We start from the raw sequence: 20,451 nt of genomic DNA on the forward strand, positions 1-20,451 counted from the left end.
ACACCACGGCCGTCAGCACGACAACCGGGTGAACGGCGGATCAGTCCACGAACACCACGGTCTTGCGCCCGTTGAGGATGACGCGGTCGGCGAGATGGTAGCGGATCGCCCGCGCCAGCACGCGACGCTCGATGTCGCGGCCCTTGCGCACGAGATCCTCGGGCGTGTCGCGATGGCTGATCCGCTCGACGTCCTGGTCGATGATCGGCCCCTCGTCGAGATCGCTGGTGACATAGTGCGCGGTGGCGCCGATCAGCTTGACGCCGCGCTCATGCGCCTGGTGGTAGGGCTTGGCGCCCTTGAAGCCCGGCAGGAAGGAATGATGGATGTTGATGCAGCGGCCGGACAGCCGCGCCGACATCTCGTCCGACAGGATCTGCATGTAGCGGGCCAGCACCACGAGATCGGTGTTGGTGTCCTGGGCGAGCTTCCACACCGCGTCTTCCTGCTGCCGCTTGGTCTCTTTGGTCACCGGCAGATGATGGAACGGGATATCGCCGAAATCGAGCGAACCGTAGCTCTCGCGCGGATGGTTGGAGACAATCGCGGTCGGGATCATCTCGAGCTCGCCGGTGCGCCAGCGATAAAGGATGTCGACCAGGCAGTGATCGGACTTCGACACCAGCAGCATGACCCGGCGGCGGCTGGCGCGATCGCGCATCTGCCAATCCATGCCGAAGCGTTCGGCAATCGCAGTAAAGCCGGTTTGCAGCGCAGCCAGCTCCACCGCAAGATCGGCCGCGGTGAACACCACGCGCATGAAGAACTTGCCGGTCTCGATGTCGTCGAATTGCTGGGCGTCCAGGATGTTCTGGCCGTTATGCGCCAGGAACGTCGAGACCGCAGAGACGATCCCCGGTCGATCCGGACAGGACAGGGTCAGAACGAATTGATGGTCGGGCATGCCAATTGACCAAAGCTTGAGCAGATATGTGGAACGGTCATTTTCGGCCCTCGTCTACACCGCAGGCGGCCTTGCGCCAATCCCGGCGCGGGGGTCAAATCGAACAAATGACGACAATGTTTGTTAGGGACCATCATGGCTGACCGGCTGAACGGCTACCGCATCCTGATCCTCGAGACGCGCGAGGAGGCGCAGTTTTCCCGCCTGCTCGCCGAGCAGGGCGCCGACGTGCTGCAATGCCCGATGTTCACCATCCACGACGCGCCGGATCCGGCGCCGATCGAGGCCTGGATTCGCCGCGCCATCGAGCGGCCGCTCGACGACCTCGTGCTGATGACCGGCGAGGGCCTGCGGCGGCTGATGAAGGTGGTGCGCCGGATCGGGGTCGAGGCGGAGTTCGTCGCGAGCCTCGGCAAGGCGCGCAAATTCGCCCGCGGCCCCAAGCCCGGCCGCGCGCTGCGCGAGATCGCCCTGGAGCCGCAAATGACGACGGAGAAGCCGACCTCGGAAGGCGTCACCGAGATGCTGTCGAAGTTCGACCTCGCCGGCCATCGGCTCGGCCTGCAGCTCTATCCGGACAAGGATCACGCCACCCTGATCGGCGCGATCAAGGCGCAGGGTGTCGAGGTCGATACGGTGCTGCCCTATGTCTATGACGCGCAAGCCGCCGACGCCAACATCGTGACCGCGATCGAGGAGATGGCGCATGGCCGCATCGACGCGATCGCGCTTACGAGTTCCGGCCAGGTTCGCCGCCTGCTCGAGGTGGCGCAGGCGCACAAATGCGAGGCGCAATTGCGCGAGGGCCTGCAGCAGACCCCGATCGCCTCCGTTGGGCCCGTGGTGTCGGACGAATTGAAGACCTACGGCTTGCGCACCGACATCTACCCGCCGAACGATGCGTTCTTTATGAAGCCGCTGATCTCGGCGATGGCGACGGCGCTGTCGAAGGCTCCGCCGCGCGCGACGGCGAAGTAACGCTCGGCGCTACTCCGCAGCCTGCTTGGTCTCGTTCAGATAGGCCTGGTACGCGAGCTTGATGCCATCCTCGAGCGAGGTTGTGGCACGCCAGCCGAGCTTTGCGAGCCGGCTGACGTCGAGCAGCTTGCGCGGCGTGCCGTCAGGGCGCGAGGTGTCGAAACTGATCTCACCGCGATAGCCGACGGTAGCGGCGACCACGCGGGCGAATTCCGCGATGGTGATGTCCTCGCCGGTGCCGATATTGACCAGCTCCGGGGAGGAATAGGTCTTCATCAAATGGATGCAGGCGTCGGCGAGGTCGTCGACATAGAGGAATTCGCGGCGCGGCGTGCCGGTGCCCCACACCACGACACTGCTGGCACCGGAGACTTTGGCCTCGTGGAAACGGCGGATCAGCGCGGCGACGACGTGGCTGTATTCGGGATGATAATTGTCGCCGGGACCGTAGAGGTTGGTCGGCATCACGCTGATGAAATCGGCGCCGTATTGGCTGCGATAGGCCTCGGCCATCTTGATGCCGGCGATCTTGGCGATGGCATAGGGCTCGTTGGTCGGCTCCAGCCGGCCGGTCAGCATCGAATCCTCGCGCAGCGGCTGCGGCGCCAGGCGCGGATAGATGCAGGACGAGCCGAAGAACATCAGCTTCTCGCACCCATTGGCATGAGCCGCCTGGATCACGTTGGTCGAGATCGCCAGATTGTCGTAGAGGAATTCCGCCCGTAGCGTGTTGTTGGCGACGATGCCGCCGACCTTGGCGGCGGCGAGGAACACGGCCTGCGGCCGCTTCGCGGCAAACCAGGCGCTGACCGCAGCCTGGTCGCGCAGATCAACCTCGCCGCGCGACACCGTCAGCAGCTCGGCCCCTTCGCGCGCCAGCCGGCGCATCAGCGCCGAGCCGACCATGCCGCGATGGCCGGCAACGAGGACCGTCTTGCCCTTCAGTTCAAACGCCGTGCTTGCCATTGGCCGCATCCTGCCTGGCCTCGACGAGATCGCTGGCGACCATTTCCTTCACCAGCTGCGCGAACGGCGTCTTCGGCGTCCAGCCGAGCTTGGCGCGCGCCTTGCTGGCGTCGCCGATCAGAAGATCGACCTCGGTCGGACGGAAATAGACCGGGTCGATCTGCACGACGGTGTTGCCGGTTGCCTTGTCGACGCCGATCTCCTCGACGCCCTTGCCGCGCCATTCGATGCTGCGGCCGACCTCCGCAAACGCCAGCTCGACGAATTCGCGGACCGAGCGCGTCTCGCCGGTCGCGAGCACGAAGTCGCCGGGCTCGTCCACCTGCAGGATCTTGTGCATACCCTCGACATAGTCGCGGGCGTGGCCCCAGTCGCGCTTGGCATCGAGATTGCCGAGAAAGAGCTTGTTCTCCAGGCCGACCTCGATGCGGGCGACGGCGCGGGTGATCTTGCGCGTCACGAAGGTCTCGCCGCGGATCGGGCTCTCATGGTTGAACAGGATGCCGTTGCTGGCGAACATGCCGTAAGCCTCACGGTAGTTCACCGTGATCCAGTAGCCGTAGAGCTTGGCGACGCCATAGGGCGAGCGCGGATAGAACGGCGTGGTCTCCTTCTGCGGCACCTCCTGCACGAGGCCGTAGAGCTCCGAGGTCGAGGCCTGGTAGAACCGGGTCTCCTTTTCCATGCCGAGGATGCGGATCGCCTCCAGCAGGCGCAGCACGCCGATGGCATCTGCGTTGGCGGTGTATTCCGGGCTCTCGAAACTGACCTGGACGTGGCTCTGAGCGGCGAGGTTGTAGATCTCGGTCGGCCGGATCTGCTGTACCAACCGGATCAGATTGGTCGAATCAGTCATGTCGCCGTAGTGCATCAGGAACGGCACGTTGCCGGCGTGCGGATCCTGGTAGAGATGGTCGACGCGCGCGGTATTGAACGAGGAGGACCGGCGCTTGATCCCGTGCACGGTATAGCCGAGGCCGAGCAGATATTCGGCGAGGTACGCGCCGTCCTGCCCGGTGATGCCAGTGATCAGCGCAACGCGCCGCTTTGAGTCCTGAGCCGCCGAATCCTTAACCGCCATGTCATCTCCAGAGAGCGCGAAAACCGCGCGGTCCCGACGAGGCCGGTCTGTAGCATCCGATCTGCTTCAAGTCTAATGGCATAATCGTTTGAAATCAGGACTTTAGAGCATCGCGAAATAGCCAGGTGCGGTCGGGCCCCGGTCACTCCCCGTAGTGGCGCAGCCGGTCGAGCTCGATGATCGTCACCCCGCCATATTCGAGCCGCAGCAGGCCCTCGCGCTCGAGCCGTTTCAGGCACTGGTTGGCATTCTGCCGGGAGATGCCGGACAGCGCCCCGATCTCCTCCTGGGTGATCTCCAGGTGCAAGGTGAGCTCGGGGTAGAGAATCGGATTGGACAGCGAGGCGATCGAGCGTGCCAGCCGCGCGGTGGCGTCCAGCGTGCGGCCATATTCGAGCAGCGCGATGAACTGGCCGAGCCGCTCGTTGAGTTGTCCCACCAGGAAGCGGTTGAAGCCGACGCTGTTCTCGAACAGCCAGACGAAGGTCCGGCGATCCATCATCGCCAGCCGCGTGTCGCGCAGCGCGACCACGTCGTAGCGCCGCAGTTCGTTCTTGAGCACGGTGCCCTCGCCGAACCAGGCGCCGGCGGTCAGGCCCGCGAAGCTCGCCGCCTTGCCGCCGCGCGAGACGATGCCCATCCGCGCCAGCCCGGTGACGATGCCGGTCCAGTACTGGAAATTGTCGCCGCGCATGAAGATGAATTCGTTGGCGCGATAGGATTTCTCGGAAATGCCGGCGCGCGCGATTTCGATCTCTTGCTCGCTCAGCTCGCGCGACCAGGCCGCGATGCGCTTCAGGTAATCAGCAGCAATCATTCTAGCGACGGCATCCCACCCCAAGATACTGACCAACATACTGGCACGATATTGCACCGCAGCAACGCCGTGCGAAGCCAGGAACCCGCTTCCTGGAATGCCAACGAAAATTCCTGACCAATTGTCGGGCACATGACAATTCAACCTATCGCTTTCTCGTATTCAGAGCCACCTCGCCTAACGCCGCGTGCAGCGCCTTGATGGATCGCTGACCACGGATGACGCGAGAGACGGGCTTGCAGGCGGGGTGCGGCGTTACCGCGCATGACGCAGGCGATCGGGGCGAGCGATGCTCCCGAACGCCGGCTTCATTAGTCGGATGGTCTCCCTCCGGTGGCCCATGTAAGATCGAAGTGTAAGATCGAAGCGAAGATAAAGAGCGCGCCGAAGCGCCCCTATCTGGAGGGAACAGGGTGGCCAACAGTCTCGAGGTGCGCGGAGTCTCATTGCGCTTTGGCGGCGTCCGCGCGCTGACCGAAGTCAGCTTCGGCGTCAACGAGGGAGAGCTGTTCTCCATCATCGGCCCGAACGGCGCCGGCAAGACCTCGATCGTCAACTGCATCTCCGGCCGCTACCGGCCGACCGAAGGCCAACTGTTCTATCGCGGCCAGGACATCACCGCCCTCACCCCGAATGCGCGGCCCCGTCTCGGCATCGGCCGGACCTTCCAGAATCTCGCGCTGTTCCACCATATGAGCGTGCTCGACAACATCATGGTCGGCCGCCATCATCTCTTGAAGAACAACTTCATCACGGGATCGCTGTACTGGCTGACCGGCGCGCGCCGCGAGGAGCTGGAGCACCGCCGCAAGGTCGAGGAGATCATCGACTTTCTCGATCTGCAGTCGGTGCGCAAGGCGACCGCCGGCACCCTGCCCTACGGCTTGCGCAAGCGCGTCGAGCTCGCCCGCGCGATGGCGCTGGAGCCACAGCTGATCCTGCTCGACGAACCGATGGCCGGCATGAACTTCGAAGAGAAGGAAGATATGGCGCGCTACATCGTCGATCTCAACGAAGAGTTCGGCATGACGGTGATGATGATCGAGCACGACATGGGCGTCGTGATGGACATCTCCCACCGCGTCATGGTGCTGGATTTCGGCCGCAAGATCGCCGAGGGCGATCCGGCCGCCGTGCTCGCCGATCCCCACGTCAAGCGCGCCTATCTCGGCGAAGAGGACGAGGTGCTGGTCGATCCCGACGACAAGCCGGCGGTGCGGGAGAGCGCGGCATGATGGACTATGCCGGTCGCGCCGCGCAGGCCGACACCTTTCCCAAGATGCTGCGCCTCAACGCGAGGGAGCACGGCGGCGAGATCGCGCTGCGCGAGAAGGATTTAGGGCTGTGGCGCGAATTCACCTGGAGCGACTACCAGACCCGCACCCATGATTTCGCGCTCGGCATGGTCGAGCTCGGCCTCGGCCGCGGCGACGTGATCGGCATCATCGGCGACAACCGGCCGGACTGGGTCGCCGCCGAGATCGCGGCCCACGCGATCGGCGCGATGAGCCTCGGCCTCTACCGCGACGTGCTGGACGAGGAAGCTTCCTATCTCCTGATCTATGGCGAGGCCAAGCTGGTCTTCGCCGAGGACGAGGAGCAGGTCGACAAGCTGCTCGCCCTTGCCGACCGCGTGCCCAATCTCAAGCACATTGTCTATTCCGACCCGCGGGGTATGCGGAAATACGACGATCCGCGGCTGATGGAGGCGAGCAAGCTCGTCACGCTGGGCCGCGACCGCTCCGCGCGCGAGCCCGGACTGTATGACCGGCTGGTCGACGCCACGCGTGGCGAAGACGTCGCGATCCTCTGCACGACCTCGGGCACGACAGCCAATCCGAAGCTTGCGATGCTCTCGGCCAGACGTGTGCTGCGGCACTGCGCGACCTATCTCGCCTTCGATCCGAAGGGGCCGGACGACGAATACGTCTCGGTGCTGCCGCTGCCCTGGATCATGGAACAGATCTACGCGCTGGGCAAAGCGCTGCTCTCCCGGATGAAGGTCAACTTCGTCGAAGAGCCCGACACCATGATGAACGACTTCCGCGAGATCGCGCCGACCTTCGTGCTGTTCGCGCCGCGGGTCTGGGAATCGATCGCGGCGGATGTCCGCGCCGGTGTGATGGATGCCTCGCCGTTCAAGCAGAAGCTCTACGATCTCGGCATGAAGGCCGGGCTCGCGGCGCTCGCCGAAGGCAAGCACTCGATGTTCGCCGACAAGGTTTTGTTCCGTGCGCTGCGCGACCGGCTCGGCTTCACGCGGCTGCGCTCGGCGGCAACCGGCGGCGCGGCGCTCGGGCCGGATACTTTCAAGTTCTTCCAGGCCATGGGCGTGCCACTGCGCACGCTGTACGGCCAGACCGAGCTGCTCGGCGCCTACACGCTGCATCCCGAAGGCAAGGTCGATCCCGATACCACGGGCGTTCCGATGGCGGATGACATCGAGATCCGCATCGACAATGCCGATGTCAACGGCGTCGGCGAGATCGTGGTGCGGCATCCCAACATGTTCCACGGCTATTACAAGAACCCCGAAGCATCGATCGCCGACATCAAGGACGGCTGGATGCATTCGGGCGATGCCGGCTACTACAACGACAATCGACAGCTTGTCGTGATCGACCGCATCAAGGATCTCGCCGAGACCTCGCGCGGCGAGCGCTTCTCGCCGCAATATATCGAGAACAAGCTGAAGTTCTCGCCCTACGTCGCCGAGGCGGTCGTGCTCGGCGCCGGCCGCGACGCGCTGGCCGCGATGATCTGCATCCGCTACTCGATCATCTCGAAATGGGCGGAGAAGAACCGGATCTCGTTCACGACCTATACCGATCTGTCCTCGCGGCCCGAAGTCTACGCGCTGCTGAAGAAAGAGGTCGAGACGGTCAATGCCACTTTGCCGCCGGCGCAACGCATTTCGCGCTTCCTGCTGCTCTACAAGGAGCTCGATGCCGACGACGGCGAACTGACGCGGACCCGAAAGGTCCGCCGCGGCGTCATCAACGAGAAATACGCCGACATCATCGAGGCGATCTACCGCGGCAAGGCCAACATTCCCGTCGACACCGTGATCCGCTTCCAGGACGGCACCACGCAGCGCATCCGCACCACGCTCGAGGTCGTCGATCTCGGCCGTGCCGTGATCGCGGAGGCCGCGGAATGACCATTCAAGCCGCGCGATCCGCATATTCGGCCGTCGTGCGTTGGCTTGACCCGCGCATCCATCCCCTTCGCAAGGGTCCTCTTTCGCGATGGATCGCCGGGTCAAGCCCGGCGATGACGATCTGCAAGATTGGCAACACCCCATGAACATCCAGTTCCTGATCCAGCTGATCGTCAATGGCCTCGTGGTCGGCACGCTCTACGGCGTGGTCGCGATGTCGTTCGTGCTGATCTACAAGGCGACGCAGGTCGTGAACTTCGCGCAGGGCGAATTGCTGCTGGTCGGCGCCTGGGTGTGCTGGGCGCTGCTGACGAAGTACCAGGTGCCGTTCTGGGTGGGCATGCCGATCACACTGGTGTTCATGTTCATCTTCGGCATCGCGATCCAGGTCGTGATCCTGCGGCCGATGATCGGCGAACCGATCATCTCCGTGATCATGGTGACGATCGGCCTCTCGACCGTGTTCCAGGCCGCGCTGAAGTGGATCTTCGGCGTCAACCCGCAGCCGTTCCCACGCGTGTTCCAGAGCCAGTCGGTCAGCCTGTTCGGACTGCAGATCCAGACCGTCTATGTGATGAGCCTCGTGGTCTCGCTCGCCATGATGGTGGGCATGGCCTGGTTCTTCCGTGCATCCAAATACGGCCTGGCGATGCGCGCCACCGCCTTCAACCAGCAGGTCGCGCAGTCGCTCGGCATTTCCGTGAAGAACGTGTTTGCGATGGCGTGGGCGATCTCGGCCACGGTCTCGGCGGTCGCCGGCGTCGTGGTCGCCGTGGTCAACGGCGTGTCGTCCGGCCTCTCCGCCTACGGCATCAAGGTGTTTCCGGCCGCGATCCTCGGCGGGCTCGACTCGGTCGGCGGCGCCGTGCTCGGCGGCATCATCATCGGGCTGCTGGAAAACGTCGCCCAGTATATCGACAGCGAATATCTGCACTGGGGTAATCTGTACGAGATCGCGCCGTTCTACGTCCTGATCATCATCCTGATGATCAAGCCGTACGGGCTGTTCGGCACCAAGGACATCGAGCGGGTCTGATCAATGGCAACGAGCACCCTCATTCCGTCGGGCGATTTCCGCACCAGCTACGCGGCCGACACCACGATCTTCCCGACCGCGACCAGCCGCAACTTCGCGATTCTGGGCATCGCGCTCGCCTGCTGCGCGCCGATGCTGCTGTCCAACTACCTGCTCTCGATCGCGATCCAGATCGGCATCTTCGCGATCGCAGCGCTCGGCCTCAACGTCCTGGTCGGCTTCACCGGCCAGATCTCGATCGGCCACGCCGCGTTCTTCCTGTTCGGCGCCTTTACCTCGGCCTACATCTCCAACAACGCACCGATCCCGGTGTTCTTCGCGATCCCCCTCGCCGGCGTGATCACGGCGCTGGTCGGCCTGGTGTTCGGCGTGCCGGCGGCACGGCTGAAGGGGCTCTACCTCGTCATCGCAACGCTCGCCGCGCAGTACATCCTGCTCGACTTCTTCTCGCGCGCCGACTGGTTCTCGGGCGGTTCGGTGCCGGCCAGCGCCAATCCGTTCTCGATCTTCGGCTACACGCTGCGCGGCGACAAACAGTATTTCTACGTCGTGCTCGCCTACATGGTGATCAGCTATCTGCTGGTCACCAATTTGATGCGCACCCGCGACGGCCGTGCGCTGGTTGCGATTCGCGATCACTATCTCTCCGCCGAGATCATGGGCATCAACCTGACCAAGTACCGGACGCTGTCGTTCGGACTCGCCGCCTTCTTCGCCGGCATCGCCGGCGCGCTCTACGCGCACTATCAGCTGGTGGTCTCCCAGGAAGGCTTTGGCATCGAGCGCTCGGTGCTGTTCCTCGCGATGGTGATCATCGGCGGCACCGGATCGGTGATGGGCACGCTGATGGGCACGGCCTTCGTGGTGCTGCTGCCGGAATCGATGGAATGGCTGAGCGCCTGGCTGAAGGGCAGCGCCATCGACAAGGCGCTGCAGCTCAACAACAACATCACCTTCCTGCGCGAAATCGCGATCGGCCTGATCATCATCGGCTTCCTGATGTTCGAGCCTGATGGCCTCGCGCATCGCTGGAGGCAGATCAAGGCCTACTGGAAGCTCTATCCGTTCTCGCACTGACGCTTGGAACAACTCAAATTCGGTTCAACGAATAAAAGCAGGAGGAAACAACAATGACGATTAGATCCCTTTTGAGCTCGGTCTCACTTGCGCTGCTGATCAGCAGCGCGGCCGCCACCGCGCAGGCGCAGATCGCCATCGGCCATCTGCAGGACCTCTCGGGCGGCACCTCCGACGTCGGCACGCCCTATGGCCAGGGCGTCGCCGACACCTTCGCCTGGGTCAACAAGAACGGCGGCGTCGGCGGCAAGCAGCTCAGCGTCGACAGCAACGACTACGGCTATCAGGTGCCGCGCGCGATCGCGCTGTACAAGAAGTGGTCGGCGTCCGACGCCAAGGTCGCGGCGATCATGGGCTGGGGCACGGCGGACACCGAGGCGCTGACCGGCTTCCTCGCGCAGGACAAGATCCCCGACATGTCGGGCTCCTACGCCGCCGCACTGACCGATCCCGAAGGCACCAGCGGCAAGGCCAAGCCCGCGCCGTACAATTTCTTCTACGGCCCGAGCTACTCGGATGCGCTGCGCGCCGAACTGACCTGGGCGGCCGAGGACTGGAAGGCGAAGGGCAAGCCCGGCAAGCCGAAGTTCGTCCACATGGGCGCCAACCACCCCTATCCGAACGCGCCGAAGGCCGCAGGCGAAGCGCTCGCGACCGAGCTCGGCTTCGAGGTGCTGCCGCCGCTGGTGTTCGCACTGTCGCCCGGCGACTACTCGGCGCAGTGCCTGAGCCTGAAGAGCTCCGGCGCCAACTACGCCTATCTCGGCAACACCGCGGCCTCCAACATCTCGGTCATGAAGGCCTGCAAGACCGCCGGCGTCGACGTCCAGTTCCTCAGCAACGTGTGGGGCATGGATGAGAATGCCGCCAAGACCGCGGGCGATGCCGCCGACGGCGTGATCTTCCCGCTGCGCACGGCGGTCGGCTGGGGCGGCAATGCGCCCGGCATGAAGACGGTGATGGAAATCTCGAAGATGTCCGATCCGGCGGGCAAGGTCTATCGCCCGGTGCACTACATCGCCGCAGTCTGCAGCGCGCTCTACATGAAGGAAGCGCTGGATTGGGCCGCCAAGAACGGCGGCGCCACCGGCGAGAACGTCGCCAAGGGCTACTACCAGAAGAAGGACTGGGTGCCGGCCGGCATGGACGGCGTCTGCAATCCCTCGACCTGGACCGAAAAGGATCATCGCCCGACGACGAAGGTCGACCTCTATCGCGCCAAGGTTTCCGGGGCGACCGATGGCGACATCAACGACCTGATGGGCAAGGGCACGATCAAGCTTGAGAAGGTGAAGACCGTCGAACTGCCGCGCAAGCCGGAATGGTTTGGCTGGTGAGGTTGTAACTCAGGAAGTCGTCATCCCCCGCGAAAGCGGGGGATCCAGTACGCCGCGGCCTGTCGATTGATCGCTGGCGCCTCTGGAATACTGGGTCACCCGCTTTCGCGGGTGACGACAGTGGAGAGTGATCAAGACCATGAACGAAACCCTCGAAGCCACCCGCCCGGTGCCGACGGCCGTCCCGCCGCCGCCACTGCTCAGCGTCAACAATATCGAGGTCGTCTATGACGACGTCATCCTGGTGCTGCGCGGCCTCAGCCTCGAGGTGCCGAAGGGCGCGATCGTGGCGCTGCTCGGCGCCAACGGCGCCGGCAAGTCGACGACGCTGAAGGCGATCTCCGGCCTGCTCAAAACCGAGGACGGCGAAGTCACCCGCGGCGAGATCCTGTTCGAGGGCCAACGCATCAACGGCATCGATCCGGACAAGATCGTCCGCCGCGGCATCTTCCAGGTGATGGAGGGCCGCCGCATCGTCGCCGACATGACCTCGCTTGAGAATCTGCGGCTCGGCGCCTTCACCCGGCGCGACGGCGAGGTCTCGTCCGACATCGACATGGTGTTCAAATATTTCCCACGCTTGAAGGAGCGCACGGGCCTGGCCGGCTATCTCTCCGGCGGCGAGCAACAGATGCTCGCGATCGGCCGTGCGCTGATGGCGCGCCCGAAGATGATCCTGATGGACGAGCCCTCGATGGGGCTGTCGCCCCTGCTCGTCAAGGAAGTGTTCGCGATCATCAAGGAGATCAACCGCGATCTCGGCGTCACGATCCTGCTGGTCGAGCAGAATGCCCGCGCCGCGCTGTCGGTCGCGAGCCATGGCTACATCATGGAGCAGGGCAAGGTGGTGCTCGACGGCTCCGCCGACGAGCTGCGCGACAATGAGGACGTCAAGGAATTCTACCTCGGCGGCGCCGGCGACCAGCGCAAGAGCTTCAAGAACCTGAAGAGCTTCAAGCGGCGCAAGCGCTGGCTGTGAGGATATCGGGGGTTTTCGGGCGGAGTTGCGTGTGCAGAAAACGCATCAGACCAGGAAGGCGGTTCTATCCGAGCACCTGCTCGGCTTCGGTGACCGCGCAGAGCACATGGTAGAACGACGACGCCGGGATCGTGGCGACCAGCGAGCTACCGTCGCGATCGAACTGGTCGTACCAGCCGCCGGCCACGGGATGGCTGAGATAGTGCCGCTCCAGCAGCACCAGCGCCGCGCGGGCTTCGTCCGCCGCACCGACTTCGCCCGACTCCGCCTGCGCGATCCAGGCCTTCGCCAGCTCGCTCTGCGGCCACAGCCGCCTGCTGTGGCGGCGGATGTTGCCCTCGGTATCGCCCTCGTCGATCAGGCAGCCGGTGGCGTCGCGATAGCGCAGCGCAGAGGCCAGCAGCTCGCCGCGCGGGCGTCCCGTGGGGCAGCCGGTGATCCGCTCAAATCCCTTCAGCAGCCAGACCCATTCCGCGAGATGCCCGGGCTCGACGCTGACCGGCGGGATCCTCGACCAGTCCTCCTCGAAATATTCGCCGAGCGTGTGCGTCTGCTTGTCGTAGAGGTTGGCCAGGAACAGCGCGAAGAAATCGCCGGCGCGGTTCTGGAACGACAAATCATGCGTCGCGTCGAAGCAGGCGATCATCGCCTCGAACAGATGCATCTGCGGGTTCTGCCGGCGCGGCATCGACGGCGGCAGGCCTTCCTGGAAGCCGCCATGGGGCGAGCGCAGCTGGGTGTCGAGGAACGACAGCAGCGCGTCGATCTCGGCGCGGATCTGGACGTCTTGGTCGAGACCGTAGGCGGTCGCCAGCGCGAGCAGCACGAAGGCATGGCCGTAGGTGTCGCGCAGCGGGTCATGCACGGCGCCATCCTGCGTCAGGCTGAACACGAAGCCCGGCCGGCCATCCGGCGCCTTGGCCTTGGCCAGCAAATATTCCAGCCCCTTCAGCGCGATCGCGCGGCCTTCGGGATACCAGCCCATTTGGGCCGCCTTGGCGTAGCAATAAATCTGGCGCGCCTGCACAAGCAGGCGGCGCGGCGCGGCGTTGTCGGCTGTCCCATCCTGGTGCAGCCGGTCGACAAAGCCGCCGGCCGTGGCGTCCCAGCCGACCGTCGACCACAGCGGCAAGGCGTGGTCGATGATGCGGCGCTTCAACCTCGCGACGACGTCGGCGGCCCCGTCCGCCGCAACGCTCTCTGCCTCAGCCATCGTGCTCCCTGGAACCGTCCCCATGTCAGCGCTCATCGTTTGATAGCACGGGCGGACGGGCACGCCACCTGCGCAAATCCTCTCAAGGACCTGCCATGACCGATCATTACGATGCCCTTGAAACGCGCGATCCGGCCCAGCGCGAGGCCGCCCTGTTCGCCCGGCTGCCGGACGTGCTGCGCAAGGCGATGGCGGCGCCCGCCTACGCCAACCTGCTGAGGGGCATCGATCCCGCCTCCATCGCCAGCCGGAAGGCGCTGGCGGGGCTGCCGGTGCTGCGCAAATCGGAACTGCCGGCCCTGCACAAGGCAGCGCCGCCCTTTGGCGGTTTCGTGGCCGACAAGCCCGGCGCGTTCGCCCGGCTGTTCACCTCGCCCGGGCCGATCTTCGAGCCCGAAGGCCGTCAGGCGGACCCCTGGCGCGGCGCGCGGGCGCTGTTTGCGGCGGGCTTTCGCGAGGGGGACGTGGTGCTCAACACGTTCAGCTATCACCTCACTCCCGGCGGCTTCATCTTCGACACCTCCGCGCGAGCGCTCGGCTGCGCGGTGATCCCGGCTGGCCCAGGGAATACCGAGCAGCAATTCGAGCTGATCGAGGCCTATCGCCCGGTCGGCTATAGCGGCACACCCGATTTCCTGAAGATCCTGCTCGACGCCGCCGCAGCTGATGGCCGCGACGTGTCCTCGATCAAGCGCGCTCTGGTCTCGGGCGCCGCCTTTCCGAAATCGTTGCAGGAGGAGATGAAATCGCGCGGCGTCGAGGCCTACCAGGCGTTCGGCACCGCCGATCTCGGCCTGATCGCGTTCGAGACGCCGGCGCGCGAGGGGATGACGGTCAATGAGGATTTGATCCTGGAGATCGTCAAGCCCGGCACCGGCGATCCCGTTACGCCGGGGGACGTCGGCGAGATCGTGGTGACCTCGCTCGATCCGCATCATCCCTGGATCCGCCTCGCGCTCGGCGACCTGACCGCCGCCCTGCCCGGTGCCAGCTCGTGCGGACGCACCAACATGCGCATCAAGGGCTGGATGGGCCGCGCCGATCAGACCACCAAGGTGAAGGGGATGTTCGTGCGCCCCGAGCAGATCGCCGAGATCGCCAAGCGCCATCCGGAGCTCGGACGGCTGCGCCTCGTGGTCACGCGCGCCGGCGAGGCTGACGCGATGACGCTGAAGGCCGAATGTGCTTCAGCGCCGGATGCCCTGCTGAACGAAGTTGCGGCCACGCTGCGTGCCGTGACAAAACTCGGCGGCGCCGTGGAGCTGGTCGGCGCAGGCTCGCTGCCGAACGATGGCAAGGTGATTGCGGACGAGCGCACCTAGGAGCAAGTAATGCGACGCGCAATCGACAAGCGCCCCAAACAGCAGATCGCAGAACGAACCCAATTTTTGATTTTTTCCATTCTCGTTCAGGTAGTTAGCTTCTTAAGCTTGGACTCAACCCTCCTCAGATAACGATCATTCTTTTGTAGCAGATCGATGGCCTTGCCGATTGCCTTCAGGTCATTCGCCGAGCAGGCGCGACCAAACTCCATCACGATGGCTCTTCTCTGCTGGGAAACCTCGACGAGACGCTCTTTTAACTCGCGTATGGTGAGGGCTGACCTCTCTTCCCACGTGATTCCGAGGTGCCCCTTGGCTGCCAATCCGTGGCGAAACGCATTCTTTGCCGAGCGCGCCTTTCCTTGCGCCGTCCGTGGACCGGTACTCTTGGCTGCATTCCTTCGATTCGCTTCCAGTTGCTTTGCCGAGGTCATGAACCCGGTCCCTGCTTCCGCTCATCGACTCGCCTCGCAGCGTTGCTGCGCGGCAGCGGCTGCTCAGGGTCACGCCGCAGATAGGTGACCTCCAACTCGCGCAGCATACGCGCAAGGCGATTTTCAGCCGATTTCATCAGGTGCTCGATCTTGGAGAGCGCCATCAACGAACGAAGATACGCATCGGCTTCGATAACAACGGGAGAAAAGCCGGCTTGCTCAAGCTTCGCCGCGAACTGCTGCCGGTAAGCCGGGTCAGTAAAATACCGCATCGGCAGCTCCGGCTCGGTCTTAGGGCCGCTCTTCTGGCCGGATGCAGCGGAATTGCAGCGCCGGTGGACACGATCGACCGCGGCATGCTGGTGAAGCTGCAGAACCGACGACTTCATGCGATCGTACCGCATCAATTCCCAGCTGATGGTCGTGGCCTGCGCCACAAGCATGTATTCGCGATCCGTCTTGGGCCGGTGGGGGGACATGAAATCCAACTCGTAGGATTCGAAAAGCGCACCGAAAGCGTCTGCACTTTCACCGGCAGCAATCGGAGGTTTATCCAGCAGTTCGAGGATGAAGTAAGGCGCGTAGTCCGTATCATCGTACTCCTCTTCATCTTCCTCCTGTTCTCGATCACTGTGATCTGCCGCTTGCGCGAGCACCTCGTCCGCTTCGACAGCGGTGTTCCCCGGTGGCCCGTTGTCTTCACTTGCTGATTGGGCGGGCTGCTGCTCCTGCAGCACGCTCGCACAGTTGTTCACGCTCTGATCGGGGCGATTCCCCCCCGTTTGATCGTGCGATTGAGTGGACGGATTGTCCAAGATCTCCTCCCGCCTAGCCGTTGTGTCCTGCGCCAGGTGTACATGGAGAGTGGGGGAGATTCGCTAGGGGCTAGTTGTGGGAGAAATTGGGTTGGCTTCACCTTGCTTTTCAATCGCCAGCCGCACGATGGTGGAGATTGTAACCGGCGCTAGATCTCGCTGTGCCAAAAACTCCCGAAGAGGGGTGAGAACGATATCCAGAAAAGCGTGGAACTTACTGCCCTCAGCATAGAAAATGACCGATTCGCCTGCTCGCATACGAACCTCTTTTCTCCGGCCCCGGCGAATTCTTGCGCCGCTTGCACGAAAGATAGGCCCCAATTCATTGGCCAAGATTGACGCAGCTTCATTTGGCGGCCGGCCGAATGATCTGCGCGCTTTAACAACGCCGAGGGCCCGCTGAGCTGCGGCACGGAAATTCTCCCGCGTTGGCAGTCCGTAGACATAAGTCGCCTCGATTTGTTCGCCGCCAATAATGTCCAAAAAGAAGCGGCCCGGCTCCTCGGCGCCGCGCCGATAGTTTCCTGCCAGAAGCCATTCGAGCTCCGCACCTATCGTCCCAAGCAGAGCCGGGTCCGGCTCGTCGATAATCTTCTCAAGCGCGGCGACTAAAACACCATCAGGCTTTGTCTGGGACGCAACAGCCGCCTTGGTAAGCGCAGTCGCCAGTCGCCCAAGCGCAACCAGCTCTTCGGCAAGAGGCGTCTGCGAGCCGGCGTCCAAATCATGTCTCGAGTAAAAGTCGAGCGCAGTCAGAATCTCTCTGCGGCGCGCGAGCAGCCCATTGAACATATGGTCCCAGATATCCAGCCATGGGGCTTCGACCTCTTCAAGTACCGGCTTATACTTCGTGGGCATCGACATCTCTCGGCGGTCATCGGGATTGACCCGAACGCTGTTAAAGCAGGATGAGCGGCGTTGCTCGCCTTGAGCCGTTGGGCTCAGAGTATTGAATCCACGAGCGGGAAAGCAGCATCATGAAAAAGACTATCATGACAGGGCGCAGATGCGACCACGATGTTGGAAGCGGCTAGACCGGCAGCTCTCGTCGCTTAGGTATTTCCGCGGCACCACCTCCTTATAGTCCGAAGCGATCACCGGCCGCTCCACTAGCGAAGCCAGATCTTAGCTCGGCAGGGCGTGGAGAACGACGGCTCGACTTCGCTACTTGCGGCTTTCCTCCGGACGAGCTTGGCCGCTTCGACGTGATCGGTTGGCGTGAGGTGAAGCTTCGACAATACCATGCGGCCTCCGCGACGTTCCTTTCATAATTCCTCAGCGACGAGACAGCAGCTTCAAGCGCAACGGCGAGCAGGGGCTCGTACTGATCGCTTTTCAGCACTTGCGAATTTGTATGAGCCCTCGTCGCATGCAGCTAACCTCCCTTACGAAAGCGCGCCCTGCTGCATCTCAATTCTCGTGTATGTTGATACCGGCTATCTACTTCGAGCGCTTAGTTCGCTTCGCTAGCCGGACACCCGCACCACCACCGTTCTCGGGAATGAATTCAACGCCCGCTCTTTCGAAGGCGGCGCTTACGTCATCTAAGGTGCGCGCATAAGGCTCGCGAGCGCCCCTCTCAAAATCTGCGATCGTCTTGGTGGCCGTTTCGCTGGCCTTCGCGAGATCGGACTGCGACCAGCCCAATAAGCCACGCGCCGCTCTGCACTGCTCGGGCGAGATTGCCATTTTTAATGTAACCTTACATTTTTGATGTTGACTTGATGCATTCTACAAGGCTACATTTTTCGTGCAATCTTTCCACCCCCACATCAAGGGACCCTGAAATGCAGAAAAACACCTTCCCGGTGAACGGCGGAGCTATGCCTAACAGCGGCCGACGCGCCGAGCCCGCCTCCTCATCAAAAGTTCAAGTGAGCACAGACCGCCGTTCCTTCATCGGCGGGTCGGACGCCCGCATCATCATGGGAGACGATGGGAATAGACTGATCCGGCTCTGGCGGGAGAAGCGGGGCGAACTCGAGCCCCAGGACCTAAGCCAGGACCTCATCGTCCAGCTCGGTAGTATCACTGAGGACCTCAATAGGGCTTGGTACGAGCGCAGCAGCGGTCATACAATCGAAGACATTCAGCGGAAGGTCCGACATCCCATCCATAAATGGATGGCCGCAACCCTGGACGGGCGCGTCCAGCAGACCGGTGCTGTATTCGAAGCGAAATTCATGCTGCCCTGGAATTTCTCGGAAGAAGCAGCGGCCGATAAGCATATGGCGCAGCTCCAGCACAATATGTGGGTGGTCGCGGCACGTTCGGCCGTGCTGTCTATCATCACGGGGGGCGGCAAATGGGTCGAAATCAAGGTGCACGCCGACCCGCTCTATCAGCACCTGCTCTTGACGGCCGAAAGGAAGTTCTGGCGGTGTGTAGGGACCGGTGAGCGCCCCGCCCTCTTTGGGATTGAGGCGCCTCGTCCGCGACTCGAAGCCATCAAGGTCGTGGACATGACCCCATCGAACTCATGGGCGGACTTAGCGGCAACTTACCAGCGCACCCGGGAAGCTCATGGAGAGCACGAACTGGCCAAAGCGGAGCTGAAAAAGCTCGTGCCTGAGGATGCCAGGGAAGCGATCGGCCACGGCGTCAAAGCGAGGCGCTCCAAGTCGGGCGCAATCAGTTTCGAATTCTTGCCGTAGAGGTGACTCATGCACCAGTCCAGTGAGCGTATTGGCGCGATCGCCGCAGCATTGGCGCGGGCACAGACCGAGTTGACCAACCCCGAGAAGACCCTCACCGCGATCATTCGGTCGCCTTTCCCGAAGGAGGAGGATCGGACGTTCCGGTACGCTTCTCTCGCAAGTGGCCTCGATATTGTCCGCAAGACCCTCAGTCAGCAGGAGATTGCCACTATCCAGACCACCCGGATCGAGTCCGACACCGGACAGATCCGCCTCACGACACTACTTGCGCACTCCTCCGGAGAATGGATCTCCTCCGACTGGCCTGTATACACCAGCAAGGAAACCGAGGTGCCGCACCGGATGGGGGCGGCTCTGACCTATGCCCGACGCTATGCGCTGTTTGCGCTGGTCGGGATCGCCGGCGAAGACGATCTGGACGCGCCGGACGCTATCGCCGGTCCTCCTTCGATCGCAGAGCCGCAAACCGTCCCACCAAGGTCAAAATCCAAGCCTACGAAAGGCGTATTGAACAAGCCGTCGGTGTTGGGACCGCAACGCTCGGCTGACCTCCGGAACCAACTCCTCGCCCAACTCGCGGCCATCCCGGACGACGCGAACCTGCTGGCCTGGGCCAAGGCCAGCCTGCCCCTCAAGAACACCCTGCTAGAAGCGGACGCCCGACTGGTCGAGGCCGCCTATCTGACGAGGCTGGGGGACGACGCTTCTCCGCCTGTCCCCGTCGACACCAGCCTCAGTGCCGCTACACCTCCTCAAGAGCCGGATCGACCCAAGGCGCTTCTCGCTGCCGCGACCGACGCCAATTCCACTGGCGACGATCGATCCACCCAAGGTCCTCAAGGGCCCGCCCTTGCATTTCCCAAGGACCTGCCGCGCAAACGCAGCAAGGCTCACCTCCTCTTCGTCCGGGGCCAGCCCTGCCTGATCTGCAAGCAGACGCCGTCCGATGCCCATCATCTGAAGTTTGCCCAGCCTCGGGCGCTCGGCCGCAAGGTCAGCGATGAGTTCACGGTTCCCCTGTGCCGCGCGCACCCTTCAATGGGCGCAGCGCCACGCACGGACTGTTGCAGCGCTTCACGTTGTGCGATTGAATGCAGCCAGAAACCACCTTCAATCGAACGAACACCCCAAGCTCGATGAACAGCTCTCTTATTGGCCACGCAGGAAGACCTGCTGTTTTCTTCGATCGGGACGGCGTCCTCAACCGGGACATCGGCTATCTGTTCGAAAGCCACAGGCTGATCTGGATCGACGGGGCGCGCGAAGCGGTGAAGGCCCTCAACGACATGGGCTGGTTCGCATTCGTCGTGACGAACCAGTCAGGCGTTGCGCGAGGCCTCTATGAAGAGGCGCACGTCCAGCAACTCCACGACTGGATGGCAGCCGAGTTCGGCAAGATCGGCGCGCATATCGACGCCTTTGAGTACTGCCCGTTCCATCCTGAAGGGACCGTGGAGCGATATCGGCAGGTCAGCCACCGACGCAAGCCGTCGCCGGGCATGATCACCGATCTCCTGGAGCGCTTTCCGGTCGATGTCGAACGAAGCTTTCTGGTCGGTGATCAGCCGACCGACCTCGAGGCCGCACGCGCAGCGGGCCTGAGCGGTTACCTGTTTTCAGGCCCCAATCTGGAAGTGTTCCTGAGGCCGCTGCTGCAACGAAGCTGAGCCCCGCG

19 protein-coding genes and 1 pseudogene are annotated in these 20,451 nt (G+C 63.3%); 11 read left to right on the forward strand and 9 right to left on the reverse strand.

Going from position 1 to position 20,451, the window contains the following annotated elements:
- Positions 1-40 precede the first annotated feature (40 nt).
- Entirely contained in the window at positions 41-904 is an 864-nt protein-coding gene (purU, locus tag ACE103_RS28060; RefSeq protein ID WP_375775690.1) for a formyltetrahydrofolate deformylase, read from the reverse strand.
- Positions 905-1,039: 135 nt separating this feature from the next.
- Between purU and ACE103_RS28065 the strand changes: the two genes are divergently transcribed.
- Positions 1,040-1,882, forward strand: a complete 843-nt coding sequence (locus ACE103_RS28065; protein ID WP_375775691.1) for a uroporphyrinogen-III synthase — start codon at positions 1,040-1,042, stop codon at positions 1,880-1,882.
- Between the two features lie 9 nt (positions 1,883-1,891).
- Here ACE103_RS28065 and ACE103_RS28070 read toward each other — a convergent pair whose 3' ends face one another.
- The 3 genes from ACE103_RS28070 to ACE103_RS28080 all read right to left on the reverse strand — a co-directional run bounded on the left by ACE103_RS28070 (position 1,892) and on the right by ACE103_RS28080 (position 4,746).
- Positions 1,892-2,848, reverse strand: coding sequence for a GDP-L-fucose synthase family protein (locus ACE103_RS28070; protein ID WP_375775692.1), 957 nt, complete (start codon positions 2,846-2,848; stop codon positions 1,892-1,894).
- Entirely contained in the window at positions 2,829-3,929 is a 1,101-nt protein-coding gene (gene gmd / locus ACE103_RS28075; RefSeq protein ID WP_375775693.1) for a GDP-mannose 4,6-dehydratase, read from the reverse strand. Before gmd ends, ACE103_RS28070 begins: the two co-directional genes overlap by 20 nt.
- A gap of 142 nt (positions 3,930-4,071) precedes the next feature.
- Positions 4,072-4,746 carry a Crp/Fnr family transcriptional regulator gene (locus ACE103_RS28080; protein WP_375775694.1) on the reverse strand — a complete coding sequence of 225 codons (675 nt, stop codon included), beginning with the start codon at positions 4,744-4,746 and terminating at the stop codon, positions 4,072-4,074.
- Positions 4,747-5,159: 413 nt separating this feature from the next.
- On the opposite strand from ACE103_RS28080, the gene ACE103_RS28085 reads away from it, so the two are divergent.
- The 6 genes from ACE103_RS28085 (at position 5,160) to ACE103_RS28110 (ending at position 12,335) form a co-directional block, all read left to right on the forward strand.
- Complete coding sequence (locus tag ACE103_RS28085) at positions 5,160-5,981, forward strand: ABC transporter ATP-binding protein (protein ID WP_375775695.1); 822 nt, start codon at positions 5,160-5,162, stop codon at positions 5,979-5,981.
- Complete coding sequence (locus ACE103_RS28090) at positions 5,978-7,906, forward strand: long-chain fatty acid--CoA ligase (RefSeq protein ID WP_375775696.1); 1,929 nt, start codon at positions 5,978-5,980, stop codon at positions 7,904-7,906. The genes ACE103_RS28085 and ACE103_RS28090 overlap by 4 nt, the downstream gene beginning before the upstream one ends.
- A gap of 142 nt (positions 7,907-8,048) precedes the next feature.
- Positions 8,049-8,942 carry a branched-chain amino acid ABC transporter permease gene (locus ACE103_RS28095; RefSeq protein ID WP_375775697.1) on the forward strand — a complete coding sequence of 298 codons (894 nt, stop codon included), beginning with the start codon at positions 8,049-8,051 and terminating at the stop codon, positions 8,940-8,942.
- Between the two features lie 3 nt (positions 8,943-8,945).
- Positions 8,946-10,019 (forward strand): branched-chain amino acid ABC transporter permease, encoded by a 1,074-nt coding sequence (locus ACE103_RS28100; RefSeq protein ID WP_375775698.1) that lies wholly within the window; start codon positions 8,946-8,948, stop codon positions 10,017-10,019.
- 53 nt (positions 10,020-10,072) lie between these two features.
- Positions 10,073-11,356 carry an ABC transporter substrate-binding protein gene (locus ACE103_RS28105; protein WP_223969203.1) on the forward strand — a complete coding sequence of 428 codons (1,284 nt, stop codon included), beginning with the start codon at positions 10,073-10,075 and terminating at the stop codon, positions 11,354-11,356.
- A 139-nt stretch (positions 11,357-11,495) separates the two neighbouring features.
- The gene (locus tag ACE103_RS28110; RefSeq protein ID WP_223969202.1) at positions 11,496-12,335 is read left to right on the forward strand and encodes an ABC transporter ATP-binding protein; all 840 of its coding nucleotides are present in this window, start codon (positions 11,496-11,498) and stop codon (positions 12,333-12,335) included.
- Positions 12,336-12,399: 64 nt separating this feature from the next.
- Here ACE103_RS28110 and ACE103_RS28115 read toward each other — a convergent pair whose 3' ends face one another.
- A complete protein-coding gene (locus ACE103_RS28115) occupies positions 12,400-13,548 on the reverse strand; it encodes an AGE family epimerase/isomerase (RefSeq protein WP_223969200.1) in 1,149 nt (382 codons plus the stop codon).
- Between the two features lie 95 nt (positions 13,549-13,643).
- On the opposite strand from ACE103_RS28115, the gene ACE103_RS28120 reads away from it, so the two are divergent.
- Positions 13,644-14,870 carry a phenylacetate--CoA ligase family protein gene (locus tag ACE103_RS28120; protein ID WP_375775699.1) on the forward strand — a complete coding sequence of 409 codons (1,227 nt, stop codon included), beginning with the start codon at positions 13,644-13,646 and terminating at the stop codon, positions 14,868-14,870.
- An 86-nt stretch (positions 14,871-14,956) separates the two neighbouring features.
- Here the strand turns inward: ACE103_RS28120 and ACE103_RS28125 are convergent, their stop codons facing one another.
- The 4 genes from ACE103_RS28125 to ACE103_RS28140 all read right to left on the reverse strand — a co-directional run bounded on the left by ACE103_RS28125 (position 14,957) and on the right by ACE103_RS28140 (position 17,808).
- Positions 14,957-15,304, reverse strand: coding sequence for a hypothetical protein (locus ACE103_RS28125; RefSeq protein WP_375775700.1), 348 nt, complete (start codon positions 15,302-15,304; stop codon positions 14,957-14,959).
- Entirely contained in the window at positions 15,301-16,119 is an 819-nt protein-coding gene (locus ACE103_RS28130) for a hypothetical protein (RefSeq protein ID WP_375775701.1), read from the reverse strand. The genes ACE103_RS28125 and ACE103_RS28130 overlap by 4 nt, the downstream gene beginning before the upstream one ends.
- A 63-nt stretch (positions 16,120-16,182) precedes the next feature.
- On the reverse strand, positions 16,183-16,977 hold the full coding sequence (locus ACE103_RS28135; protein WP_375775702.1) for a hypothetical protein: 795 nt from the start codon (positions 16,975-16,977) through the stop codon (positions 16,183-16,185).
- Between the two features lie 582 nt (positions 16,978-17,559).
- Positions 17,560-17,808: a helix-turn-helix domain-containing protein gene (locus ACE103_RS28140; protein ID WP_375775703.1), complete on the reverse strand. Its 249-nt coding sequence runs from the start codon at positions 17,806-17,808 to the stop codon at positions 17,560-17,562.
- A 134-nt stretch (positions 17,809-17,942) separates the two neighbouring features.
- Between ACE103_RS28140 and ACE103_RS28145 the strand changes: the two are divergent.
- From ACE103_RS28145 to ACE103_RS28155, 3 genes and pseudogenes are all read left to right on the forward strand, one after another.
- Positions 17,943-18,799, forward strand: a pseudogene (locus ACE103_RS28145) (YqaJ viral recombinase family protein).
- Entirely contained in the window at positions 18,783-19,916 is a 1,134-nt protein-coding gene (locus ACE103_RS28150; protein ID WP_375775704.1) for an ERF family protein, read from the forward strand. Before ACE103_RS28145 ends, ACE103_RS28150 begins: the two are co-directional and overlap by 17 nt.
- Positions 19,868-20,443, forward strand: coding sequence for an HAD family hydrolase (locus ACE103_RS28155; RefSeq protein WP_375775705.1), 576 nt, complete (start codon positions 19,868-19,870; stop codon positions 20,441-20,443). The genes ACE103_RS28150 and ACE103_RS28155 overlap by 49 nt, the downstream gene beginning before the upstream one ends.
- Positions 20,444-20,451: the final 8 nt, after the last annotated feature.

The organism is Bradyrhizobium sp. ma5 (genome assembly GCF_042258955.1).
GTDB lineage: Bacteria > Pseudomonadota > Alphaproteobacteria > Rhizobiales > Xanthobacteraceae > Bradyrhizobium.

Excerpts from the sequence above, each read along its gene's own strand:
- ACE103_RS28080 (WP_375775694.1), bottom strand. The coding sequence starts at position 4,746 with ATGATTGCTGCTGATTACCTGAAGCGCATCGCGGCCTGGTCGCGCGAG.
- ACE103_RS28140 (WP_375775703.1), bottom strand. The coding sequence starts at position 17,808 with ATGGCAATCTCGCCCGAGCAGTGCAGAGCGGCGCGTGGCTTATTGGGC.
- ACE103_RS28120 (WP_375775699.1), top strand. The coding sequence starts at position 13,644 with ATGACCGATCATTACGATGCCCTTGAAACGCGCGATCCGGCCCAGCGC.
- ACE103_RS28125 (WP_375775700.1), bottom strand. The coding sequence starts at position 15,304 with ATGACCTCGGCAAAGCAACTGGAAGCGAATCGAAGGAATGCAGCCAAG.
- ACE103_RS28155 (WP_375775705.1), top strand. The coding sequence starts at position 19,868 with ATGCAGCCAGAAACCACCTTCAATCGAACGAACACCCCAAGCTCGATG.
- ACE103_RS28115 (WP_223969200.1), bottom strand. The coding sequence starts at position 13,548 with ATGGCTGAGGCAGAGAGCGTTGCGGCGGACGGGGCCGCCGACGTCGTC.
- ACE103_RS28110 (WP_223969202.1), top strand. The coding sequence starts at position 11,496 with ATGAACGAAACCCTCGAAGCCACCCGCCCGGTGCCGACGGCCGTCCCG.
- ACE103_RS28135 (WP_375775702.1), bottom strand. The coding sequence starts at position 16,977 with ATGCCCACGAAGTATAAGCCGGTACTTGAAGAGGTCGAAGCCCCATGG.
- ACE103_RS28105 (WP_223969203.1), top strand. The coding sequence starts at position 10,073 with ATGACGATTAGATCCCTTTTGAGCTCGGTCTCACTTGCGCTGCTGATC.
- ACE103_RS28100 (WP_375775698.1), top strand. The coding sequence starts at position 8,946 with ATGGCAACGAGCACCCTCATTCCGTCGGGCGATTTCCGCACCAGCTAC.
- ACE103_RS28095 (WP_375775697.1), top strand. The coding sequence starts at position 8,049 with ATGAACATCCAGTTCCTGATCCAGCTGATCGTCAATGGCCTCGTGGTC.
- ACE103_RS28070 (WP_375775692.1), bottom strand. The coding sequence starts at position 2,848 with ATGGCAAGCACGGCGTTTGAACTGAAGGGCAAGACGGTCCTCGTTGCC.
- purU (WP_375775690.1), bottom strand. The coding sequence starts at position 904 with ATGCCCGACCATCAATTCGTTCTGACCCTGTCCTGTCCGGATCGACCG.
- ACE103_RS28065 (WP_375775691.1), top strand. The coding sequence starts at position 1,040 with ATGGCTGACCGGCTGAACGGCTACCGCATCCTGATCCTCGAGACGCGC.
- gmd (WP_375775693.1), bottom strand. The coding sequence starts at position 3,929 with ATGGCGGTTAAGGATTCGGCGGCTCAGGACTCAAAGCGGCGCGTTGCG.
- ACE103_RS28090 (WP_375775696.1), top strand. The coding sequence starts at position 5,978 with ATGATGGACTATGCCGGTCGCGCCGCGCAGGCCGACACCTTTCCCAAG.
- ACE103_RS28150 (WP_375775704.1), top strand. The coding sequence starts at position 18,783 with ATGCACCAGTCCAGTGAGCGTATTGGCGCGATCGCCGCAGCATTGGCG.